The organism is Salinivibrio sp. SS2 (assembly GCF_001722075.1).
Lineage (GTDB): Bacteria > Pseudomonadota > Gammaproteobacteria > Enterobacterales > Vibrionaceae > Salinivibrio > Salinivibrio proteolyticus.
The window spans coordinates 117838-134758 of the sequence record NZ_MEBP01000064.1; the positions used below are offsets into that span (position 1 = coordinate 117838).

The 16921-nt window shown below is 48.6% G+C and carries 14 protein-coding genes; 8 read left to right on the forward strand and 6 right to left on the reverse strand.

What is annotated here, in order from left to right; genetic code table 11:
- Positions 1-3: 3 nt before the first annotated feature.
- From BGK46_RS05945 to BGK46_RS05955, 3 genes are read right to left on the reverse strand one after another with little or no spacing between them, the layout of a single operon-like run.
- The gene (locus BGK46_RS05945; RefSeq protein ID WP_069587644.1) at positions 4-1251 is read right to left on the reverse strand and encodes an ABC transporter substrate-binding protein; all 1248 of its coding nucleotides are present in this window, start codon (positions 1249-1251) and stop codon (positions 4-6) included.
- On the reverse strand, positions 1248-2690 hold the full coding sequence (locus BGK46_RS05950; protein ID WP_069587645.1) for an ATP-binding protein: 1443 nt from the start codon (positions 2688-2690) through the stop codon (positions 1248-1250). The genes BGK46_RS05945 and BGK46_RS05950 overlap by 4 nt, the downstream gene beginning before the upstream one ends.
- Positions 2690-3394, reverse strand: coding sequence for a response regulator transcription factor (locus BGK46_RS05955; protein ID WP_069587646.1), 705 nt, complete (start codon positions 3392-3394; stop codon positions 2690-2692). The genes BGK46_RS05950 and BGK46_RS05955 overlap by 1 nt, the downstream gene beginning before the upstream one ends.
- A 200-nt stretch (positions 3395-3594) precedes the next feature.
- On the opposite strand from BGK46_RS05955, the gene ptsG reads away from it, so the two are divergent.
- Both ptsG and BGK46_RS05965 read left to right on the forward strand, forming a co-directional pair.
- Positions 3595-5031, forward strand: a complete 1437-nt coding sequence (ptsG, locus tag BGK46_RS05960; RefSeq protein WP_069587647.1) for a glucose-specific PTS transporter subunit IIBC — start codon at positions 3595-3597, stop codon at positions 5029-5031.
- Positions 5032-5059: 28 nt separating this feature from the next.
- Entirely contained in the window at positions 5060-5980 is a 921-nt protein-coding gene (locus BGK46_RS05965; protein ID WP_069587648.1) for a PIG-L family deacetylase, read from the forward strand.
- Between the two features lie 53 nt (positions 5981-6033).
- Here BGK46_RS05965 and BGK46_RS05970 read toward each other — a convergent pair whose 3' ends face one another.
- On the reverse strand, positions 6034-7422 hold the full coding sequence (locus BGK46_RS05970) for a peptide MFS transporter (RefSeq protein ID WP_069587649.1): 1389 nt from the start codon (positions 7420-7422) through the stop codon (positions 6034-6036).
- Between the two features lie 354 nt (positions 7423-7776).
- Positions 7777-8805 carry a lipoate--protein ligase gene (locus BGK46_RS05975; protein WP_069587650.1) on the reverse strand — a complete coding sequence of 343 codons (1029 nt, stop codon included), beginning with the start codon at positions 8803-8805 and terminating at the stop codon, positions 7777-7779.
- 373 nt (positions 8806-9178) lie between these two features.
- On the opposite strand from BGK46_RS05975, the gene pheS reads away from it, so the two are divergent.
- The 6 genes from pheS to btuD all read left to right on the forward strand — a co-directional run bounded on the left by pheS (position 9179) and on the right by btuD (position 16337).
- On the forward strand, positions 9179-10162 hold the full coding sequence (gene pheS / locus BGK46_RS05980; protein WP_069587651.1) for a phenylalanine--tRNA ligase subunit alpha: 984 nt from the start codon (positions 9179-9181) through the stop codon (positions 10160-10162).
- A 19-nt stretch (positions 10163-10181) separates the two neighbouring features.
- Complete coding sequence (pheT, locus tag BGK46_RS05985) at positions 10182-12584, forward strand: phenylalanine--tRNA ligase subunit beta (RefSeq protein WP_069587652.1); 2403 nt, start codon at positions 10182-10184, stop codon at positions 12582-12584.
- A 407-nt stretch (positions 12585-12991) separates the two neighbouring features.
- Entirely contained in the window at positions 12992-13288 is a 297-nt protein-coding gene (gene ihfA, locus BGK46_RS05990) for an integration host factor subunit alpha (protein WP_069587653.1), read from the forward strand.
- A 174-nt stretch (positions 13289-13462) separates the two neighbouring features.
- Complete coding sequence (locus tag BGK46_RS05995) at positions 13463-14503, forward strand: succinylglutamate desuccinylase (RefSeq protein WP_069587654.1); 1041 nt, start codon at positions 13463-13465, stop codon at positions 14501-14503.
- Positions 14504-14565: 62 nt separating this feature from the next.
- Complete coding sequence (btuC, locus tag BGK46_RS06000) at positions 14566-15549, forward strand: vitamin B12 ABC transporter permease BtuC (protein ID WP_069587655.1); 984 nt, start codon at positions 14566-14568, stop codon at positions 15547-15549.
- Positions 15549-16337, forward strand: coding sequence for a vitamin B12 ABC transporter ATP-binding protein BtuD (btuD, locus tag BGK46_RS06005; protein WP_069587656.1), 789 nt, complete (start codon positions 15549-15551; stop codon positions 16335-16337). The genes btuC and btuD overlap by 1 nt, the downstream gene beginning before the upstream one ends.
- Here the strand turns inward: btuD and BGK46_RS06010 are convergent.
- The gene (locus BGK46_RS06010) at positions 16321-16773 is read right to left on the reverse strand and encodes a TerB family tellurite resistance protein (protein WP_069587658.1); all 453 of its coding nucleotides are present in this window, start codon (positions 16771-16773) and stop codon (positions 16321-16323) included. The two genes, btuD and BGK46_RS06010, sit on opposite strands and share 17 nt — an antisense overlap.
- Between the last annotated feature and the right edge of the window lie 148 nt (positions 16774-16921).

The following is a 16921-nucleotide window of genomic DNA, read 5'->3' on the forward strand; positions in this document are numbered from 1 at the left end:
CATTCATTTTCCCCGCGGTATATTTTCAAGGCGCAGAATAAATTCCTCTGGTCCAATGCTTTCATCATTAAAATACCGATAGATCTCACTGGTCGTTGCTTGTTGAACGATAGGGCTTACAGCCATTGAATCAACTGTACTTGGAAGCAAGCGGCCGTTTTGTTCTGCTTGCTCCATATCATGATGGGCTTGGCGAGAGCACGGGTTGAACTGGCTTAGGTCGATATCTTTACGAGCGGGCAGTGCCCCTTTTGCTTGATTAAAAGCAGTAAGAAATGCTTTGGATGATAAGGCGCGAGCGAGCGTATTGGCCGTTTTTCTACTACTGCGCGCGCTATTAAAGAGCGCGAAACTGTCCATATTGTAAATAAAACCGGTGTGCTTGGCGGGGGCTTGATAGCAGCCGATTGCTTCTGGAGCCGCTACATGTTTGGCCAATAGCTCTCCCAATACCCAATCGCCAGAAAACTGAAATGCGTGTTTGCCTTCAATCAGCAACTGAGTTGCTTCATCCCAGCGTATGTGAGAAATCGTTGGCTGGATGAGGCGGCTAATCTCTCGGAACAAACTTAAAACCTCAAATGTGGTTGCGCTCCGCAGTGTATGCTCATCCATATCCATAAATGCACGTCGATAATAGTCCGCACCGCCGTAGCCAAAAGCGAGGTTTTCAAACAGTAAGGCGATTTGCCATTGATCATTGCCGATGGCTAGCGGTTGCACATTATGACGCTTTAAGGTTTTAAATGTATCGATTAGTGCTTCCCAGTTGTCAGGTGGCGATAGGCTGTATTGACGAAGCACGTCATGATTCACCCACATCCAATTTAATCGATGAATAGTCACTGGCGTTGCCACAAATCTCCCTTCAAATTGATTGACCGCGCGCGCAATAGGATAGAGCTGCGAGCGCCAATGCTCTTGATTGGCTAACTGTTCTAGGTCGTAAAGAAAACCCAGCGCTGCCCATGACTGGATCGCGGGCCCCTCGAGCTGAGCGATGGTTGGCGGTGTGCCCGCAATTGCGCGAGCTTGTAAAATAGACATTGCCGTATCCCCGCCGCCACCTTGAACTGCCTGCTGTTCGACGTGAACATTAGCCTCCTCAAGCGCCTGTTTAGCGATGTTGGCAGCGCGGACTTCACCTGCTGATGTCCACCAATGCAGAAATTCAACAGATGCTACGGTGGACTGTGCTGCGTTAATGGGGAAAGCGGCTGCGAATAAAAGGGTAAGCAAGTATTTTTTCATAGTTCACACGCCAACTGAATGGTGACAATAAGCCCTTGTTGGGGGTGGTTTTGTACATAGAGATCGCCGCCATGGCTTCGAGCAATACTGCGGGAAATGGTGAGGCCTAGCCCGGATCCGAGATGTGTTTTTGCATCAACGCGAAAGTACGGTTCGAAGACTTTTTCTTGCCACTTTGTCTCCAAGCCCGGGCCAAAATCGCGCACCTGAATAACAACCTTGTCATTATCGTCGTAAAGACCAACTTCAGCGGAGCCACCATATTTAATCGCGTTGTCGATGACGTTATAAAGGCATCGTTTAATCGCAAGGGGTTTACCCAAGAATCGGCTTTCAACTGGTAGCGAAAGCTGAACCTTATGTTTACTGCGGTTGTAGTACGCTGCGCATTGTTCAAGCGTGTCGACCAAATTAATCCATTCAATTTCCTCATGGATGTCAGTTTCACGAATACACTGCAAGGCGCCCTCTAACAACACATCAAATTCAGTCAACACGGTCTCAAATTTTTGCCGCTCTGCATCCTCTTCCAACATTGCCGTGCGTAATTTCAGGCATGCTAATGGCGTCTTTAAATCGTGTGATATGGCCCCGAATAGCATTTCGCGGTCGCGGATATAGGCGCGTATACGTCGCTGCATTTTATTAAATGCTCGCACAGCAGCACGTGTTTCTTTACTGCCTTCTTCTTGTACTTCTTCGACATATAGCTGTCCGCTCATCAGCGTCGCGGCTTTAGCCAGTCGCCGAATTGGACGAATTTCTAATCGCAATAACCAGACCGTACAAAAGACAAGGAGTAATGAGGATATCCCCAAAAAGACCAGCTGTTTTTGGTCAATAAACTGTGGCGATAAGGTAGAGAAGGGGACAGGTAGCGTTGCCGCGAGATAAAACCATTCGTTTTGTGACATTTGGATCTGTACCACAACGATAGGTAAATCCAGATCGCCTAAGGCTAAGCTGTAGTCGGCCCAAATAGCAGGCAATGCCTCAAGCTTAATACCTGAGTTAAACACTTGGAGGTCTTGGCGTCGGCTTAACGCAACATCAATGTGTTGCGCGTGGCGCACTGATTTAGACAACCGCGTTGATGCTTGTTCTAAAATCATGGCGGTACGCGCAGTTTGCGTGGGTAACCCAACATCTAATTTGCGTTGGTTGATGGAGATAAAGAAGCGTGTGCCACCCATCTCTCGTATTTGGTTCAAGATGAGGTAGCGATAACTGACGGGAAGTGCCTCAAAATAGTTGTAAGTATCAGCAACATTACTGGTTAGGCTTTGTACCGTTTTCTGTAGACTCTCTTGCTCCTTTTGCGCACTGGTTTGGTACCAAATCAACCCTGCGATCAGTTGGGCGATAACAATCACGATCAATAAAGTCGCGCCAATACGAAATCGAATGGAGGTGAACAACGATAGCGCAAGCGTACGCATCAATGCACCTCTGTCGCGATGACATCAGTGGCGAGCATGTAACCTTTATTCCTTACCGTTAAAATGAGCGAACGCTCATCGTCGTGAAGGTGCTTACGTAATCGGCTGATTTGCACATCAATCCCGCGTTCAAATGGCTCTGCATCTCGACCCCAAATGCAGCGGGCAATATCATCTCGACTCAAAAGCTGATTGGGTTTTTCTAGCATTAAGCTGATCAGATTAAAGTCGGCGCCAGACAATTGTTTGCACTCACCGTGAGGGCTAACTAATTGACGCTTCAGCAGGTCACACGTCCATCCGGCGAAAGTGACTTTATGGCCGACACCGGATGATTGGGTCATATGTGTACGCCGCAATAAGGCTTTAATTCGTGCCAGTAGCTCACGTGGGCTAAAGGTTTTTGTAATGTAATCATCGGCGCCCACTTCCAGCCCTGCAACACGATCAGCTTCATCTGTCACAGCCGTGAGCATGATGATAGGGACATTTGAGTGTTTGCGAATTTGGCTACATAGCGTTAGCCCATCATCGCCCGGCAGCATAATATCGAGAATGATGAGATCCGGTGCGTGCGTTTGATAGTGCGCCCACATTTGCTCACCGTCACTGGCAGTAAGAACATGAAACTCAGCACGCCCTAGGTAATCGGTGAGTGCATCTCTAAGCGATTGATTGTCATCCACAACCAGGATGGTTTTCATCTTGCACGTTCCTGTGTTTTTCACCAATACCTTGTGTATACCTCAATTAAAACGAGATAACTATTGGTGCAAACTGATATTGCCACACCGGTAGGCGTTGGTATGTAACAGCCTGCTTACAAACTCATAGGCTTTTGTAACCTTGGGAGAGACGCTTTTCTTTATCGTGTGTATGTCTCTACATAAAAAAGGAACATTACATGTTTAGTCACGCGTTTGGATTACTACAACGGATAGGGCGCTCTTTGATGCTGCCTGTGGCCGTATTACCTGTTGCCGGTCTATTACTCGGTATCGGTTCTGCTAACTTCGCATGGATACCGGATAGTGTCTCTGAAATCATGGCCATGTCAGGCGATGCCGTATTCAGCAATCTGGCACTTATCTTTGCGATTGGTGTCGCTCTGGGTCTATCAGACAACGATGGTGCGGCTGGGCTGGCGGCGACGGTTGGCTTTGCCATTATGACCGCAACCTTAGGGGTAATGGCTAACATCCACGGCATTGAGCCTGCGATGATCATCGGGATCCCTAGTCTTAATACTGGGGTATTCGGCGGGATTATGATTGGGGCTGTAGCAGCCTATTTGTTTAATCGTTTTCATAACATCCAGCTTCCTGAGTACTTGGGCTTCTTTGCCGGAAAACGCTTCGTCCCTATCGTTACGGGTATTGCTGCAATATTTCTTGGTATTGCGCTCAGCTATATCTGGCCTCCCATTGGCGGCGCCATCAAGAGTTTTTCGCACTGGGCGGCTTATCAAAGCCCAACCACAGCTTTTGGTATTTACGGGTTTGTTGAGCGTTCTTTGATTCCTTTTGGCTTGCACCACATTTGGAACGTGCCTTTCTTCTTTGAAGTGGGGGAATATGTCGACCCTGAAAGCGGCAAAGTGATCACCGGTGAAATTCAGCGCTACCTTGCTGGTGACCCTACTGCCGGCAATCTAGCCGGAGGCTATTTGTACTCAATGTGGGCGTTACCGGCGGTGGGATTAGCTATTTATCACTCAGCTCGCCCTGATAAACGCGCACTGGTTGGCGGGATTATGGCTTCGGCAGCGTTAACATCTTGGCTGACGGGTATTACCGAACCGATGGAGTTTTCTTTCCTATTTGTCGCGCCGGTGTTGTATGCCATGCATTGTGTCTTAACGGGGATCGGTTTTGCACTCGTCACGACGTTAGATATCCACCATAGCGTCACCTTCGCACATGGTGCAATTGACTTCCTTATCTATTATCCACTGTCGACCAATGCTTGGCTTTTCGCACTGATTGGCCCGCTCTGGGCGTTAATGTATTACAGCTTGTTTAGATTAACGATCAGTAAGCTTAATTTGCTGACACCAGGCCGAGAAACCGCTGAAACCGAGGTGAGTCAACTTTCGGAAATCGGTTCAGAGCTAGCACATCAATTGGTTAGTGCGCTTGGAGGAAAGGAAAACATTAAAAATGTGGATGCTTGTATCACACGACTGCGAGTCAGCCTGAACGATATCCAGCATGCCGATATTGCCGCAATTAAGCAGCTCGGCGCCAAAGAGGTACTAGTTGTTGGCGATAATCTTCAGGCTATATTTGGTACGCAGTCAGACACTATCAAATCTGAAATAAAAGCGGTGCTTGTTGGGTAACTCTTTAATAATTAAAAGGTATTACAGAATGCATAGTTCACTTGCTAGAAAGCTATCGACGGCCTGTCTTATCATGAGTATGTCCGCTATGTCGAGTGTATCCATAGCAGAGCCGTTGGATATTACACATGAAAAAATCTTTTTCTTAAGTCCTCATCCGGATGATATTGCACTGACATTTGGTGGCTTGATTAATAAGCTTGCTAAAGAGGATGGGTTGCTACAAAAAAAGCCAGTCACAGAAGTCTATTTTTCGGTATCTAATTACACTACTAATCACCTAGATATCTCGACAAATAAGAGAGTTATCGATGTGACCTCGATGAGATTCAACGAGGACATCAAGGCTCATACAGATATGTTTAACAAGTGGAGTAATTTTAGGTACAAAACGTCAGGTTTTTATGATGCGCCATTGAGAAATTATGAAGGGTCGACAACGGCTGGGGGAGGACCGGCTGGAACGTTTGAAGACTTTAGGCAGCAAGAAATAGAGATTTACCAGACTATTACAGCTAGCGTAAAGCCTATTCTACAACAAGATAATTGTGCAGCATTTGTTCTATTGGCTAATGGTAGTCACATCGATCACTTCGTCGTGAGGGAAGCGATTTTAAAAGCTGCTCATGACTTAGGTTCACAAGCTAAATGCGACATTTACTTAGGGCAAGATCAACCTTATACGGGAGCAAACCCTACTGATGCGATGGTAGAGGTTAATAATTTAGCAGCCAGATTACCCCCTAACGCATTAATACCAATGAGATATTGGATAGACAAGGAACATAAGGTTAATTTATTCGAGACTTACTTCCTGAGCCAATACGATAAATCATACATTCCAGCGCTCGATAGTACGGATACTGAGACAATATACAAATGGGAGAAATCAACATACTCTCAGCTCAGTCCTCACCAAAAATGTAATTCAGAGTACTGTCGCTGGTAGTCAAAAAAGAGGCCAAACGGCCTCTTTTTCATTATTGAAGTGGGGTGGGGGGATTACGCCACTTGCACTTGCTGTTGTTCGATTTCTTCACTTGGTGTGGCACCAGATTCAGCACCGTGCATCCAACGAATCAGTGTGCCGGATAGCGCCAGTAAGATAACACCGGAAATCGCGGCTGTTGCTGCAATACCACCGAAGATGGCCATGGCACCGTAATCGCCCACATGTGAGCCAATAATACCTGCCACATAGTTAGCGACGGCGTTAAAGCCAAACCATGCACCCATCATTAGAGAAGCCAAACGTAGTGGTGCGAGCTTGGTAACTAGCGATAAGCCGATTGGAGAGAGACAAAGCTCGCCCATGGTATGGAAGAAGAACGCGCCCACTAGCCAGAACATAGAGGTTTTAACCGCCGTGTCGCCACCTTGTTCTAAAACGGCACCAATCATGAACACAAATCCTAACGCGAGCATAAATAGCGCCATCGCGAACTTCACTGGTGAACTTGGCTCTTTACTGCCCAAGCGAACCCATAGTGATGCGACAATGGGAGCAAACACAATGATGAAGAATGGATTAAGCGATTGGAACCAAGCCGCAGGGATCTCAAAACTCCCCACCATACGATCTGTGTATTGTTGGGTATAAATATTCATCAGTCCGCCTGCTTGCTCGAAGCCAGCCCAGAAAATGATCACGAACAAGCCCATCAATAAAATCACTTTGAGGCGATCGATTTCTTTTTTCGTCAGTGGGGCATTGGTGGTCGACTTATTGGCGTCTCGCGCTTGCTGTGCGGCGGGTACTTTACCGATTTCGCCCAGCCATGAGTTCGCCATGGTAAGCTGGATTGCTAAACTGATTAGCATGCCAACGCCTGCCGCGAAGAAACCGTATTGCCAACCGTAGGCACTCGTTACTGTACCAGAGACAAAACCGGCGAGCAGTGAACCAATATTGATCCCCATGTAGAAGATGGTAAAGGCACCATCTCTACGGTGATCGCCTTCGTTATAAAGGTCACCAACCATGGTTGAAATATTGGGCTTTAACAGGCCACAACCCGTGATCAGTAGGGCAAGACCAGCATATAAGGTATGCACGATATCCAAGCCATATTGGTGAGCGGGAAATGCAAGGGTAAACTGACCGATGGCCATTAAGGCACCACCGAACACCACCGCACGTCGCTGACCAATATAGTTGTCGGCAAACCACCCACCAATTAATGGTGTGATGTAGACCAAGCCTGTGTAGTAGCCATAAAGCTCAAGTGCATCTTTGGTTGACCAGCCTAAACCACCGTTAATGGTCTGATCGGTCAAATAAAGGACGAGGATGGCGCGCATCGCGTAGTACGAAAAGCGCTCCCAAAGCTCAGTGCCAAAAAGCAAAAATAGCCCACGAGGGTGGCCGAGTATATTCTTTTGGTTTTCCATAACTATCTAATTATTCACTTAAAGTTTTTGTTGGGTCTGCATTTCGTCATTTGGCGTGCAGTACGTCGCCAAGAGGGAGGGTTGTGATTAGATGAGCTCCTTAAATGTAATTTGTAACAAAATATTTAAATCTAGAGTAATGGTTTTTTACCAAAATTAAAATCTATTAATCAATCTCTTTATGAGTCATTTGATTAACTTTCGAGCAGGTAGTTGAAATATTGTGTTCTGATGATTTCAAAAAAGGCTGCCACCATCATAGTTGGTGTAGCAGCCTCTTAAATCTTTGAGTGGGATCAAAAGAAGGGTGTTTATGTGACGTGTGTCACTATGAAGAGTGCGTTTGGATAGAAATCAGACAATAGCGTTACGTAGCCACAGCGCAATATCTTCGTACATAGTTTGGTGGCTCTGATCGGCATCAGCCCAGCTCATCACAAAGTGATAAAGCTTTTCGTGGTGGTAAGCTTGCCCCAGCATTTGATTGGCCAGTAATTCTAACGGACCGGGCGTCAGGCTGTCGGTAAACAGTTTACAGTCCACAATCTCACCGTGTTTGACGTCCAAGTGTAACTCAACGCCACCCCAATCAAATCGCTCGTCAAAGGTGTGCATAAATTGCGGACTTTGGCCAAAGTTCCATTCCCAACTGCATTGCTTCTCGTAGATAGCATCAAACCCTTCGACGTCAGGTTTTGCTTGGGGAGAAATGTATTCAATCTCAGTGTGCTGACCAAAGTGCGCGAAGAATGCTTGTTTGATGGCGTCACAGACCTTTTCGTGATCCACCGATGGCACAAACTCCGCAATGTTAGCGACGCGAGCGCGGACTGACGTAATGCCTTTGGCTTGCAGTTTTTTGGGGTCGGGGTTGAGGTAATCACCCAATCGAGATAGATCGGCGTTAATCAACAATGTGCCATGATGAAAACCACGATCTTTGGCTTCTTTATACGCCGAGCCAGAAATTTTACGTTGTCCTTCAGGGGTATCCATAACCAAGTCGTTGCGTCCACTGGCGGAGGCATTCACGCCAAGCGACTTGAGCGCATCAAGGACGATTTGCGTAGAAATGGATTTATCATAGCCGGGTTTGCCTGCCATGAAGGTGAAGTTAGTATTGCCGAGATCATGAAACACTGCGCCACCGCCACTTTGACGACGCGCTAAGACTACCTTGTCTTCTTCCATCTTTCGCGTGTTGCATTCGCGCCAAGGATTCTGACCGCGTCCAATGACCACCGTATTGTCATTGCGCCACAAGAACAGCACATTTTGTTGGGCCGACATGGTGCGAAATATGGTGTCTTCCACGGCAAGATTGAACCACGGGTGAGTGGACGTAGATACAAAAACGCGCAGCGGCAGAGAGTTAGGGTTCATGCAAGGCTCCAATCAGTCAAAAAGCTGGGCAGTAGAATAACAAACTCACTAAGGCGAGCGGGAACAAATAGCAATAAAAATCATCTCCGAGTGTCGCTGTGACTGACAACTCTGCTTAAAGAGCAGACAAATTTACTTTTTCTCCGCAAATCAGTGTGGAAAAATCCAACAAAAGCGGTTTAGGGTTTGGCATTAGCCGTGGCATTAATTAGTATGTAAGGTCATTTTTATTACCCGTTCTCTCAGTTAATTGGCATGGTAGTGCAAATCGGCGCTCTGTCAGTTTGCTCAGACAATTGGTAAACCACGATTTCCAACTGGTATGCCACTTCTTTAATCTGGTTGGACAGCCCCACGGGTCGACGAGGAAACAATGCAACAATTAGAAGAAATTCTTTCTAGCGCAACAGCGGCGATCGCCAGTGCCGCATCCGTTGCTGCACTGGATGAGGTCCGGGTGAAATTCCTGGGTAAGAAAGGTGAATTAACCGCGCAATTACAAGCTTTAGGCAAATTGCCTCCGGAAGAGCGTCGTGAAGCAGGTCAAACGATCAACCAAGCGAAGCAAACCGTACAACAAGCGATTGCTGAGCGTAAAAATGCACTTGAGCGTGCCGAGTTGGAAGCGAAGCTTGCGGCTGAAAACATTGATGTCAGCTTGCCGGGCCGTCGTATTGAAAACGGTGGTATTCACCCTGTAACGCGTACTATTGAGCGTATCGAACAGTTTTTTGGTGAGTTAGGCTTTTCTGTTGCCGCAGGCCCAGAAGTCGAAGACGGCTTCCACAACTTTGATGCGTTGAACATTGCTGCGGACCATCCGGCACGCACAGACCATGATACTTTCTTCTTCAACCCTGATCTGATGTTGCGAACCCATACCTCGGGTGTACAAATTCGTACCATGGAAGCGGGCAAGCCACCGTTCCGCATTATTGCGCCGGGCCGTGTTTATCGAAATGATTACGACCAGACCCATACCCCCATGTTCCACCAAGTGGAAGGTTTATTGGTTGATAAAGACATTAACTTCGCTGACCTGAAAGGCGTGTTAAATGACTTTTTGCGTAACTTCTTTGAAGAAGACTTAGAAGTGCGTTTCCGTCCGTCTTACTTCCCGTTTACTGAGCCGTCAGCAGAAGTGGATGTGCGCCGTAAAGGTGGCAAGTGGCTTGAGATTTTAGGCTGTGGCATGGTTCACCCGAATGTCCTACGCGCGGTAAACATTGACCCAGAAGAGTACCAAGGTTTTGCCTTCGGTATCGGGGTAGAGCGCTTGACCATGTTGCGTTATGGCGTGAATGACCTTCGTGCGTTCTTCGAGAACGATCTGCGCTTTTTGAAACAATTTAAGTAATCAGTGGGGCAAGGTAATAATGAAATTCAGTGAATCTTGGCTGAGAGAGTGGGTGAGCCCAGCAAACGACACCGAGGCGCTTGCCCACCAAATCACGATGGCCGGCTTAGAAGTAGACGACATTGCGTCAGTGGCTGGCGACTTTTCCGGCGTAGTGGTTGGCGAAGTGGTTGAGTGTGGTCAGCATCCGGATGCGGATAAACTGCGTGTCACCAAAATCAATGTTGGCGGTGATGAGCTACTTGATATTGTATGTGGTGCGCCAAACTGTCGCCAAGGCTTGAAAGTTGCAGTAGCGACCGTTGGTGCAGTCCTTCCTGGAAACTTTAAGATCAAAAAAGCGAAGCTGCGTGGCCAGCCATCGTTCGGGATGCTGTGCTCTTTTACCGAGCTAGGCATCGATGTGGAATCTGATGGCATTATTGAGCTGCCGACCGATGCACCGATTGGCACCGATATTCGTGAATACTTGTCACTCAATGATGCTGCGATTGATGTTGATTTGACACCCAACCGTGCTGATTGCTTGAGCCTGCGTGGCCTCGCTCGCGAAGTTGGCGTGCTTAATCGCGCCGATGTAGCCGAGCCGACCATTACTCCAGTGGCACCTAGCATTGATGATAAAGTCACGGTACGTATTGATGCGCCTCAGGCATGCCCACGTTACCTCGGCCGTGTCGTTCGCAATGTCAATGTTGGCGCACAAACACCGCTTTGGATGCAAGAAAAACTACGTCGCAGCGGCATTCGTGCCATTGATCCTGTTGTTGATGTCACCAACTATGTGATGCTCGAACAAGGTCAGCCGATGCACGCGTTTGACCTCAGCAAAATTGAAGGCGGCATTGTCGTGCGTCTTGCTGAAGAGGGCGAAGCACTGACCTTACTCGATGGCAACGAAGCGAAGCTAAATGCGCAAACACTGGTAATTGCCGATAACCAAAAAGCCTTGGCGATGGCGGGGATTTTTGGTGGTCAAGACTCAGGTGTGACGACGGAAACTCAGGACATCTTATTAGAGTCCGCCTTCTTTGCGCCTGAAGCCATTCGTGGTCGTGCACGTAACTATGGTTTGCATACTGACTCGTCACACCGCTTTGAGCGCGGCGTTGATCCAGCACTGCAAACTGCTGCAATGGAGCGTGCGACTGAACTATTGATCGCGATTTGTGGCGGAGAAGCCGGTGAAATTGTGGTGGGTGAGTCATCTGAGCATCTACCTAAGCGTGACACTGTGACTTTACGCCGCGAGAAGCTTGATCGCCTACTGGGTCATCATATCGACGATGCCACCGTTACTGACATTCTGACCCGTCTTGGCTGTGGCGTCACACAGACGCAGGAAGGTTGGCAGGCGACAGCACCAAGCTGGCGTTTTGATATTGCCATTGAGCAAGACTTGATTGAGGAAGTGGGCCGTATCTATGGATACGACAACATTCCGACGCGCGCACCGAAAGCCGCACTGACTATGCGCGAGCATCAAGAAGCCGCGATGCCGCTAAAACGTGTACGCGATTTGTTGGTTGACCGTGGCTTCCACGAGGCGATTACCTACAGCTTTGTCGAGCCAAAACAGCAAGCGTTGATTGTGCCAGATGTTGAGCCGCTAATCCTACCAAGCCCAATTTCTGCAGACATGTCAGCCATGCGTTTGAGCCTGCTTCCAGGGCTTTTGAATACGGTGGCGTACAACCAAAAACGCCAACAACCGCGCGTGCGGTTGTTTGAGTTTGGTTTACGTTTCACTCCAGAAGGCGATATGACGGGTGCTGTTCGCCAAGAAAATATTCGTCAAGAGCGTATGCTTGCGGGTGTGATTGCTGGTCCTCGTAGCGAGGAGCACTGGGACATGGCAACGGCGACAGCGGATTTCTTTGATTTGAAAGGCGATCTTGAAGCTGTTCTTGAATTGAGCGGTAAGTTGTCTGACTTCCGTTTTGTCGCCGCCAAGCATCCAGCGATGCACCCGGGTCAAACTGCTGCGATTGAATTGGATGGCAAGGTCGTTGGCTATATGGGCACCTTACACCCAGAGCTTGAGCGTGAGTTTGGCTTAAATGGTCGTACCGTGGTGTTTGAGATTGAGTGGCAAGCCATTGACAGCCGCTTTATTCCAGAAGCCGCTGGCCTTTCTAAATTCCCAGCAAACCGCCGTGATATTGCGGTGATTGCCGACCAAACACTCGCGTCTGGTGACGTAGTGGCTGCGTGCTTGGAAAGCGGTAATGCGTTGGTGAAAGGGGCGAAACTGTTTGACCTCTACACTGGCAAAGGGGTGGAAGAAGGTAAGAAAAGCTTGGCGATTGCCCTTACGCTTCAGTCTGATGAGCGCACGCTGGAAGAAGCCGATATTAGCGATGCCGTGTCTGGTGTTGTGGCCCATTTATCAGAGAAACTGGGCGTAACTTTGCGTGATTAATCCCACTCTGATTAGAAAAAAGCAGCGGAAACGCTGCTTTTTTTATGCCTAATTGATCTAACATCTATCCGTTTGAAAAGCTGAGTAAATTCACTAAATCTGTATAAAATCCGCTCAGATATTGATAAATTTGCCTAAAATCAGTCACTAATGGATATATGCAAATAGCGTGACTAAAATACGCTTGGTAAGTGGCTGGTAACAAAGGTCAAATTTTTGGACACTGTTCTTGCTTTTGCAACTTAAAAAAGTTGGCGCAAATCAGCCAGTTGGCATACACTTGTTTTGAGTTGGTCCTCAAATATCCCTAAAATACAAGGGCTAAAGACGTGTGGACCACGTGTAGAATGGTGGTGTCGATACTGCGGTATTGCATATGTGTTCAACAATTCTTGAGGGAAAAACCTATGGCGCTCACTAAAGCCGATTTGGCTGAGAACCTGTTTGAAAATATCGGGATTAGCAAACGGGACGCCAAGGAGACAGTCGAAGCGTTTTTCGAAGAAGTTCGTAAAGCACTCGAAAGTGGCGAGCAGGTGAAATTATCGGGTTTTGGTAATTTTGACTTGCGAGACAAGAATGAACGTCCCGGTCGAAACCCTAAAACAGGGGAAGATATTCCAATCACTGCGCGACGCGTTGTGACGTTTCGACCTGGTCAAAAACTAAAAGCACGGGTTGAGAACGCCAAGGTAGAGAAATAAACAGAGCGTTACTCGTGCCAGTGGTGACGATGCCACGGATAAAAAGCCGCGGACCGAAAGGTTGGCGGCTTTTTAATTTGTCTATACATGATCACACTGTGAAGGGAAAACGCTGGGTTTATCGGTTAAGTCACTGTAACGTTTTGTTGTCTAGTTGTAATAAAAGGAAGCATTATGCTGACAACACGTCCTGGTGCCTTTATTGATGCGGCATTGACCGCACCTCACGCCTTTACCCCAGACTCATGGCGAGTTGGCTCGCTGACCTTCAATCACAGCGCGCCCGGTGTTATCGCAATCCAACCCGATGTGACCAACGTTTCCCGTTGTGTGGTGCTATCGTCGGGGATCCATGGAGACGAAACTGCACCGATTGAACTGATTGATCAGCTGCTCACGGATATGCTCGCAGGGCAATTTACTCCTGATGTTCCACTGTTACTGATCATTGGTCATGCTGAAGCGATTAAAGCGCACACTCGTTTTATTGAAGATAACCTCAACCGCTTATTCGGTGGCTGGAATGAGGAAAAAAACGAAGAGCACTACCTTGCCAACCAGCTGCAGAAAGCGGTGAGCGATTTCTTCGCGGCTCAACCGGATAACATGACCCGTTGGCATCTTGATTTACACAGTGCGATTCGTGAGTCCTACCATTATATGTTTGGCGTGATCCCAACCACGCCGACCGAGAAAGACGTACGCCCATTGGCCGCATTACTCAATGACGCGAAAATGGATGCCACTGTCCTGTCTCAATCACCCTCACCAACCTTTAGCTGGTATAGCGCCAATCACCATGATGCGCTGGCTGCAACCTTAGAAATGGGCCGTGTGGCGCCGTTATTTGAAAATGATATGCGAGAGTACGAGCCACTTGATCGCACCTTACGAGGCTTGTTAAAAGCCGCTACGTTGCCGACTGAATTGGCGCCGATGCGCTTTTACCGCGTGACCCGAACCTTGACCAAGCACAGCGAGCAATTTGCACTCACGTTTCCCTCCACCGCCAAAAACTTTACACCGTTTGAAAAGGGCGTGTTATTGGCGACCGACAAGGAACAAGAAATTTATGCTGAACACGACGGTGAAGTGGTGATCTTTCCAAACGCGAATGTCCAAGTGGGTCATCGCGCCGGGTTGCTTGCCACACCGTTTGAAGCCGATGCGAGTCAGCCACTCTATGTGCACGTACCACAAAAAGCCACTGCGTAGCGCTTTTCAAGCCTCACGCCAGTCTGTAAAGTGCGTCACAGAATCAAAATAATGGATGACGCATGCGAGTGTCCGAACTTACTGCACGCCAACAAGCCAGATGGCGGCGTGCTTTATTAGCATTTAGTGGCGTTTTACTGGTCGTTGGCGTATTTGCTCTGAGCGTTGGGGAGATCTGGATCGCTCCGTTTGGCAATCACTCAGTATTAGAGTCGCAGCTGCTGGTACAACTGCGCTTGCCGCGAGTGATGGCGGCCATACTCATTGGCGCGTCGCTTGCCATCGCAGGGGCGAGTTTACAGGTGTTACTCGGTAACCCGCTTGCCGAGCCCGGCGTGTTGGGGATCTCAGGCGGCGCCAGCGTCGCAGTCGTATTGTTGCTTTTTTTCGCGCCAGCATGGGCATCCGGAGGCATGATGGCGGTTGCGGCTATGCTTGGTGCTAGCCTCTTTACACTGATATTGGTGTTGCTTGCTCGGCGTGCCTTAGCAACGTCACGCATCTTGTTAGTGGGCGTCGCCTTGAGCATCCTTGCCGGGGCGGTGGTGACCTTAGCCTTTTATTTCAGCTCTGATTTTAACCTTCGCCAATTGATGTATTGGCTAATGGGTTCATTGTCCGGTATGCGCTTAAGCCATATCACGTGGTTGGCGCTGACCGCGCCCTGTATCGCGATATTGTGTCATTTTGGCCAGCAATTGGATCAACTCATGCTTGGTGATGTACAAGCGCAACAATTGGGGCTAGATACTCATCGATTGCGTTGGCAATTGATTGTGCTGATCAGCATCTTGGTCGGATTATCGGTCGCTGCAGCTGGTGTGATTGGCTTTATTGGCCTTGTGGTGCCCCACTATTTGCGTTTGTGGTTTGGTAGCCGGAATCGCTACTTGCTGCCTTTGTCGGCGTTGGCTGGGGCGATTTTACTGGTCAGTGCCGATACGTTGGGTCGATTACTACTTGATGCGGCAGAGCTCCCCGTTGGGGTGGTGACCAGTGTGATTGGTGCGCCTTTATTCATTTGGATGCTGGTTAAGGCGGTGTAATGTTAACAGCACATCAATTGAGCTTATCGCCGCGTTTATTGCCACTGTCTATCCGCTTTCAGCCCGGGCAAGTGACGCATTTGATTGGCCCTAACGGCAGTGGCAAAAGCACGTTATTACATTTGCTGTCAGGGCTTGGTACGCCTGAACACGGCCAGGTGAGCATTCAAGACACCGCTATTGCTGGCCTACGCCGCCAAGATCTCGCGCATCTTCGCGGTTACTTAATCCAACAGCAAAAACCTGCCTTCGTGATGGCCGTGTATGAATACCTCAATCTGGTCATCGACAGTCTACAGCTTGGGCAAGTGTCTGCGCGTGATGCGGTGGTAAGACGTGTATGCCAATCGCTGTCGATTGATGACAAGCTTCATCGTCGTGTTGACAGTTTGTCAGGAGGAGAATGGCAACGGGTTAGGCTGGCTGGGGTATTATTGCAAGTTGACAGGCAATTAAACCCACAAGCTTCTGTGTTATTGCTGGATGAGCCGGCGACGGGGCTGGATGTTGCTCAGCAAGAAGCGATTTACGCAGAAATTACTCACGCCGCCAAGCAGGGACTGTGCGTCGTCATGGCAAACCATGATCTCAACCGCAGCCTGACGCACGCAGATAACGTAGTTTTGCTCAACCAAGGCCGGATGGTGGCGAGTGGTGCACCCCGTGATGTACTCTCGGACACCCGCTTGTCTGACGTATTTGCGACTCCTTTAGTGCAGGTCAGTACTGCATACGGCCCGGTGATTGTGCGGGTTGGCGAGCAAGCCGATCTCAATCCGCCTCGATGACGTTCAGCTTGGCCCGGATAAACTCCGCGTGATCCACATAAAGCAGCTCGGCGGTTTTACGGATCACCGCTTCTTCGAGCGGGTCGATATTTTCATCGGCATACGCCACCGACCACATGGCTTCAATCAGTTCAATCCGTGCTTGTGGGTCTAAATCACGCAGCTTGTCTGTGTATTCGTATAGCGACGTCGCTTGTTTACTGTGAGCTTGTGCTTCGGCCAACAGTGTATCCGCTTGCGATGGCTCGAGGTTCAGTAATTGGCAAATGCGATCGCGCTTAGTCACAAACTCGCGCTCATCAATGTCGTGATCGGCCATTGCCACCTCACTCAATAAGCCTGCCATCGCTTGATGCAGCGATAGCCCAACGTCACTGTGTTGCGCCGCATCAGCGGCGAGGGCGGATTCAAGTTTTTTAAAAAGCTGTTTTAGCATGGCTGTTCTCCCAAACTGCGGAGTTTATTGGCCGTATTTACACACTGAGTACGTAGTGAACGGGCAATACGTTTACTTTAGCAACACCGTATTGGCGGTTTGCACGTCGATGGCGCGGCTTTGTTTCTTTTTACTTTGTGATAGGATG

Bases quoted from the DNA above. Each gene is read 5' to 3' on its own strand.
- btuD (WP_069587656.1), top strand. From the start codon at position 15,549: ATGTTAACAGCACATCAATTGAGCTTATCGCCGCGTTTATTGCCACTG.
- BGK46_RS06010 (WP_069587658.1), bottom strand. From the start codon at position 16,773: ATGCTAAAACAGCTTTTTAAAAAACTTGAATCCGCCCTCGCCGCTGAT.
- BGK46_RS05950 (WP_069587645.1), bottom strand. From the start codon at position 2,690: ATGCGTACGCTTGCGCTATCGTTGTTCACCTCCATTCGATTTCGTATT.
- pheS (WP_069587651.1), top strand. From the start codon at position 9,179: ATGCAACAATTAGAAGAAATTCTTTCTAGCGCAACAGCGGCGATCGCC.
- BGK46_RS05970 (WP_069587649.1), bottom strand. From the start codon at position 7,422: ATGGAAAACCAAAAGAATATACTCGGCCACCCTCGTGGGCTATTTTTG.
- BGK46_RS05955 (WP_069587646.1), bottom strand. From the start codon at position 3,394: ATGAAAACCATCCTGGTTGTGGATGACAATCAATCGCTTAGAGATGCA.
- ptsG (WP_069587647.1), top strand. From the start codon at position 3,595: ATGTTTAGTCACGCGTTTGGATTACTACAACGGATAGGGCGCTCTTTG.
- BGK46_RS05995 (WP_069587654.1), top strand. From the start codon at position 13,463: ATGCTGACAACACGTCCTGGTGCCTTTATTGATGCGGCATTGACCGCA.
- ihfA (WP_069587653.1), top strand. From the start codon at position 12,992: ATGGCGCTCACTAAAGCCGATTTGGCTGAGAACCTGTTTGAAAATATC.
- BGK46_RS05975 (WP_069587650.1), bottom strand. From the start codon at position 8,805: ATGAACCCTAACTCTCTGCCGCTGCGCGTTTTTGTATCTACGTCCACT.
- pheT (WP_069587652.1), top strand. From the start codon at position 10,182: ATGAAATTCAGTGAATCTTGGCTGAGAGAGTGGGTGAGCCCAGCAAAC.
- BGK46_RS05945 (WP_069587644.1), bottom strand. From the start codon at position 1,251: ATGAAAAAATACTTGCTTACCCTTTTATTCGCAGCCGCTTTCCCCATT.
- btuC (WP_069587655.1), top strand. From the start codon at position 14,566: ATGCGAGTGTCCGAACTTACTGCACGCCAACAAGCCAGATGGCGGCGT.
- BGK46_RS05965 (WP_069587648.1), top strand. From the start codon at position 5,060: ATGCATAGTTCACTTGCTAGAAAGCTATCGACGGCCTGTCTTATCATG.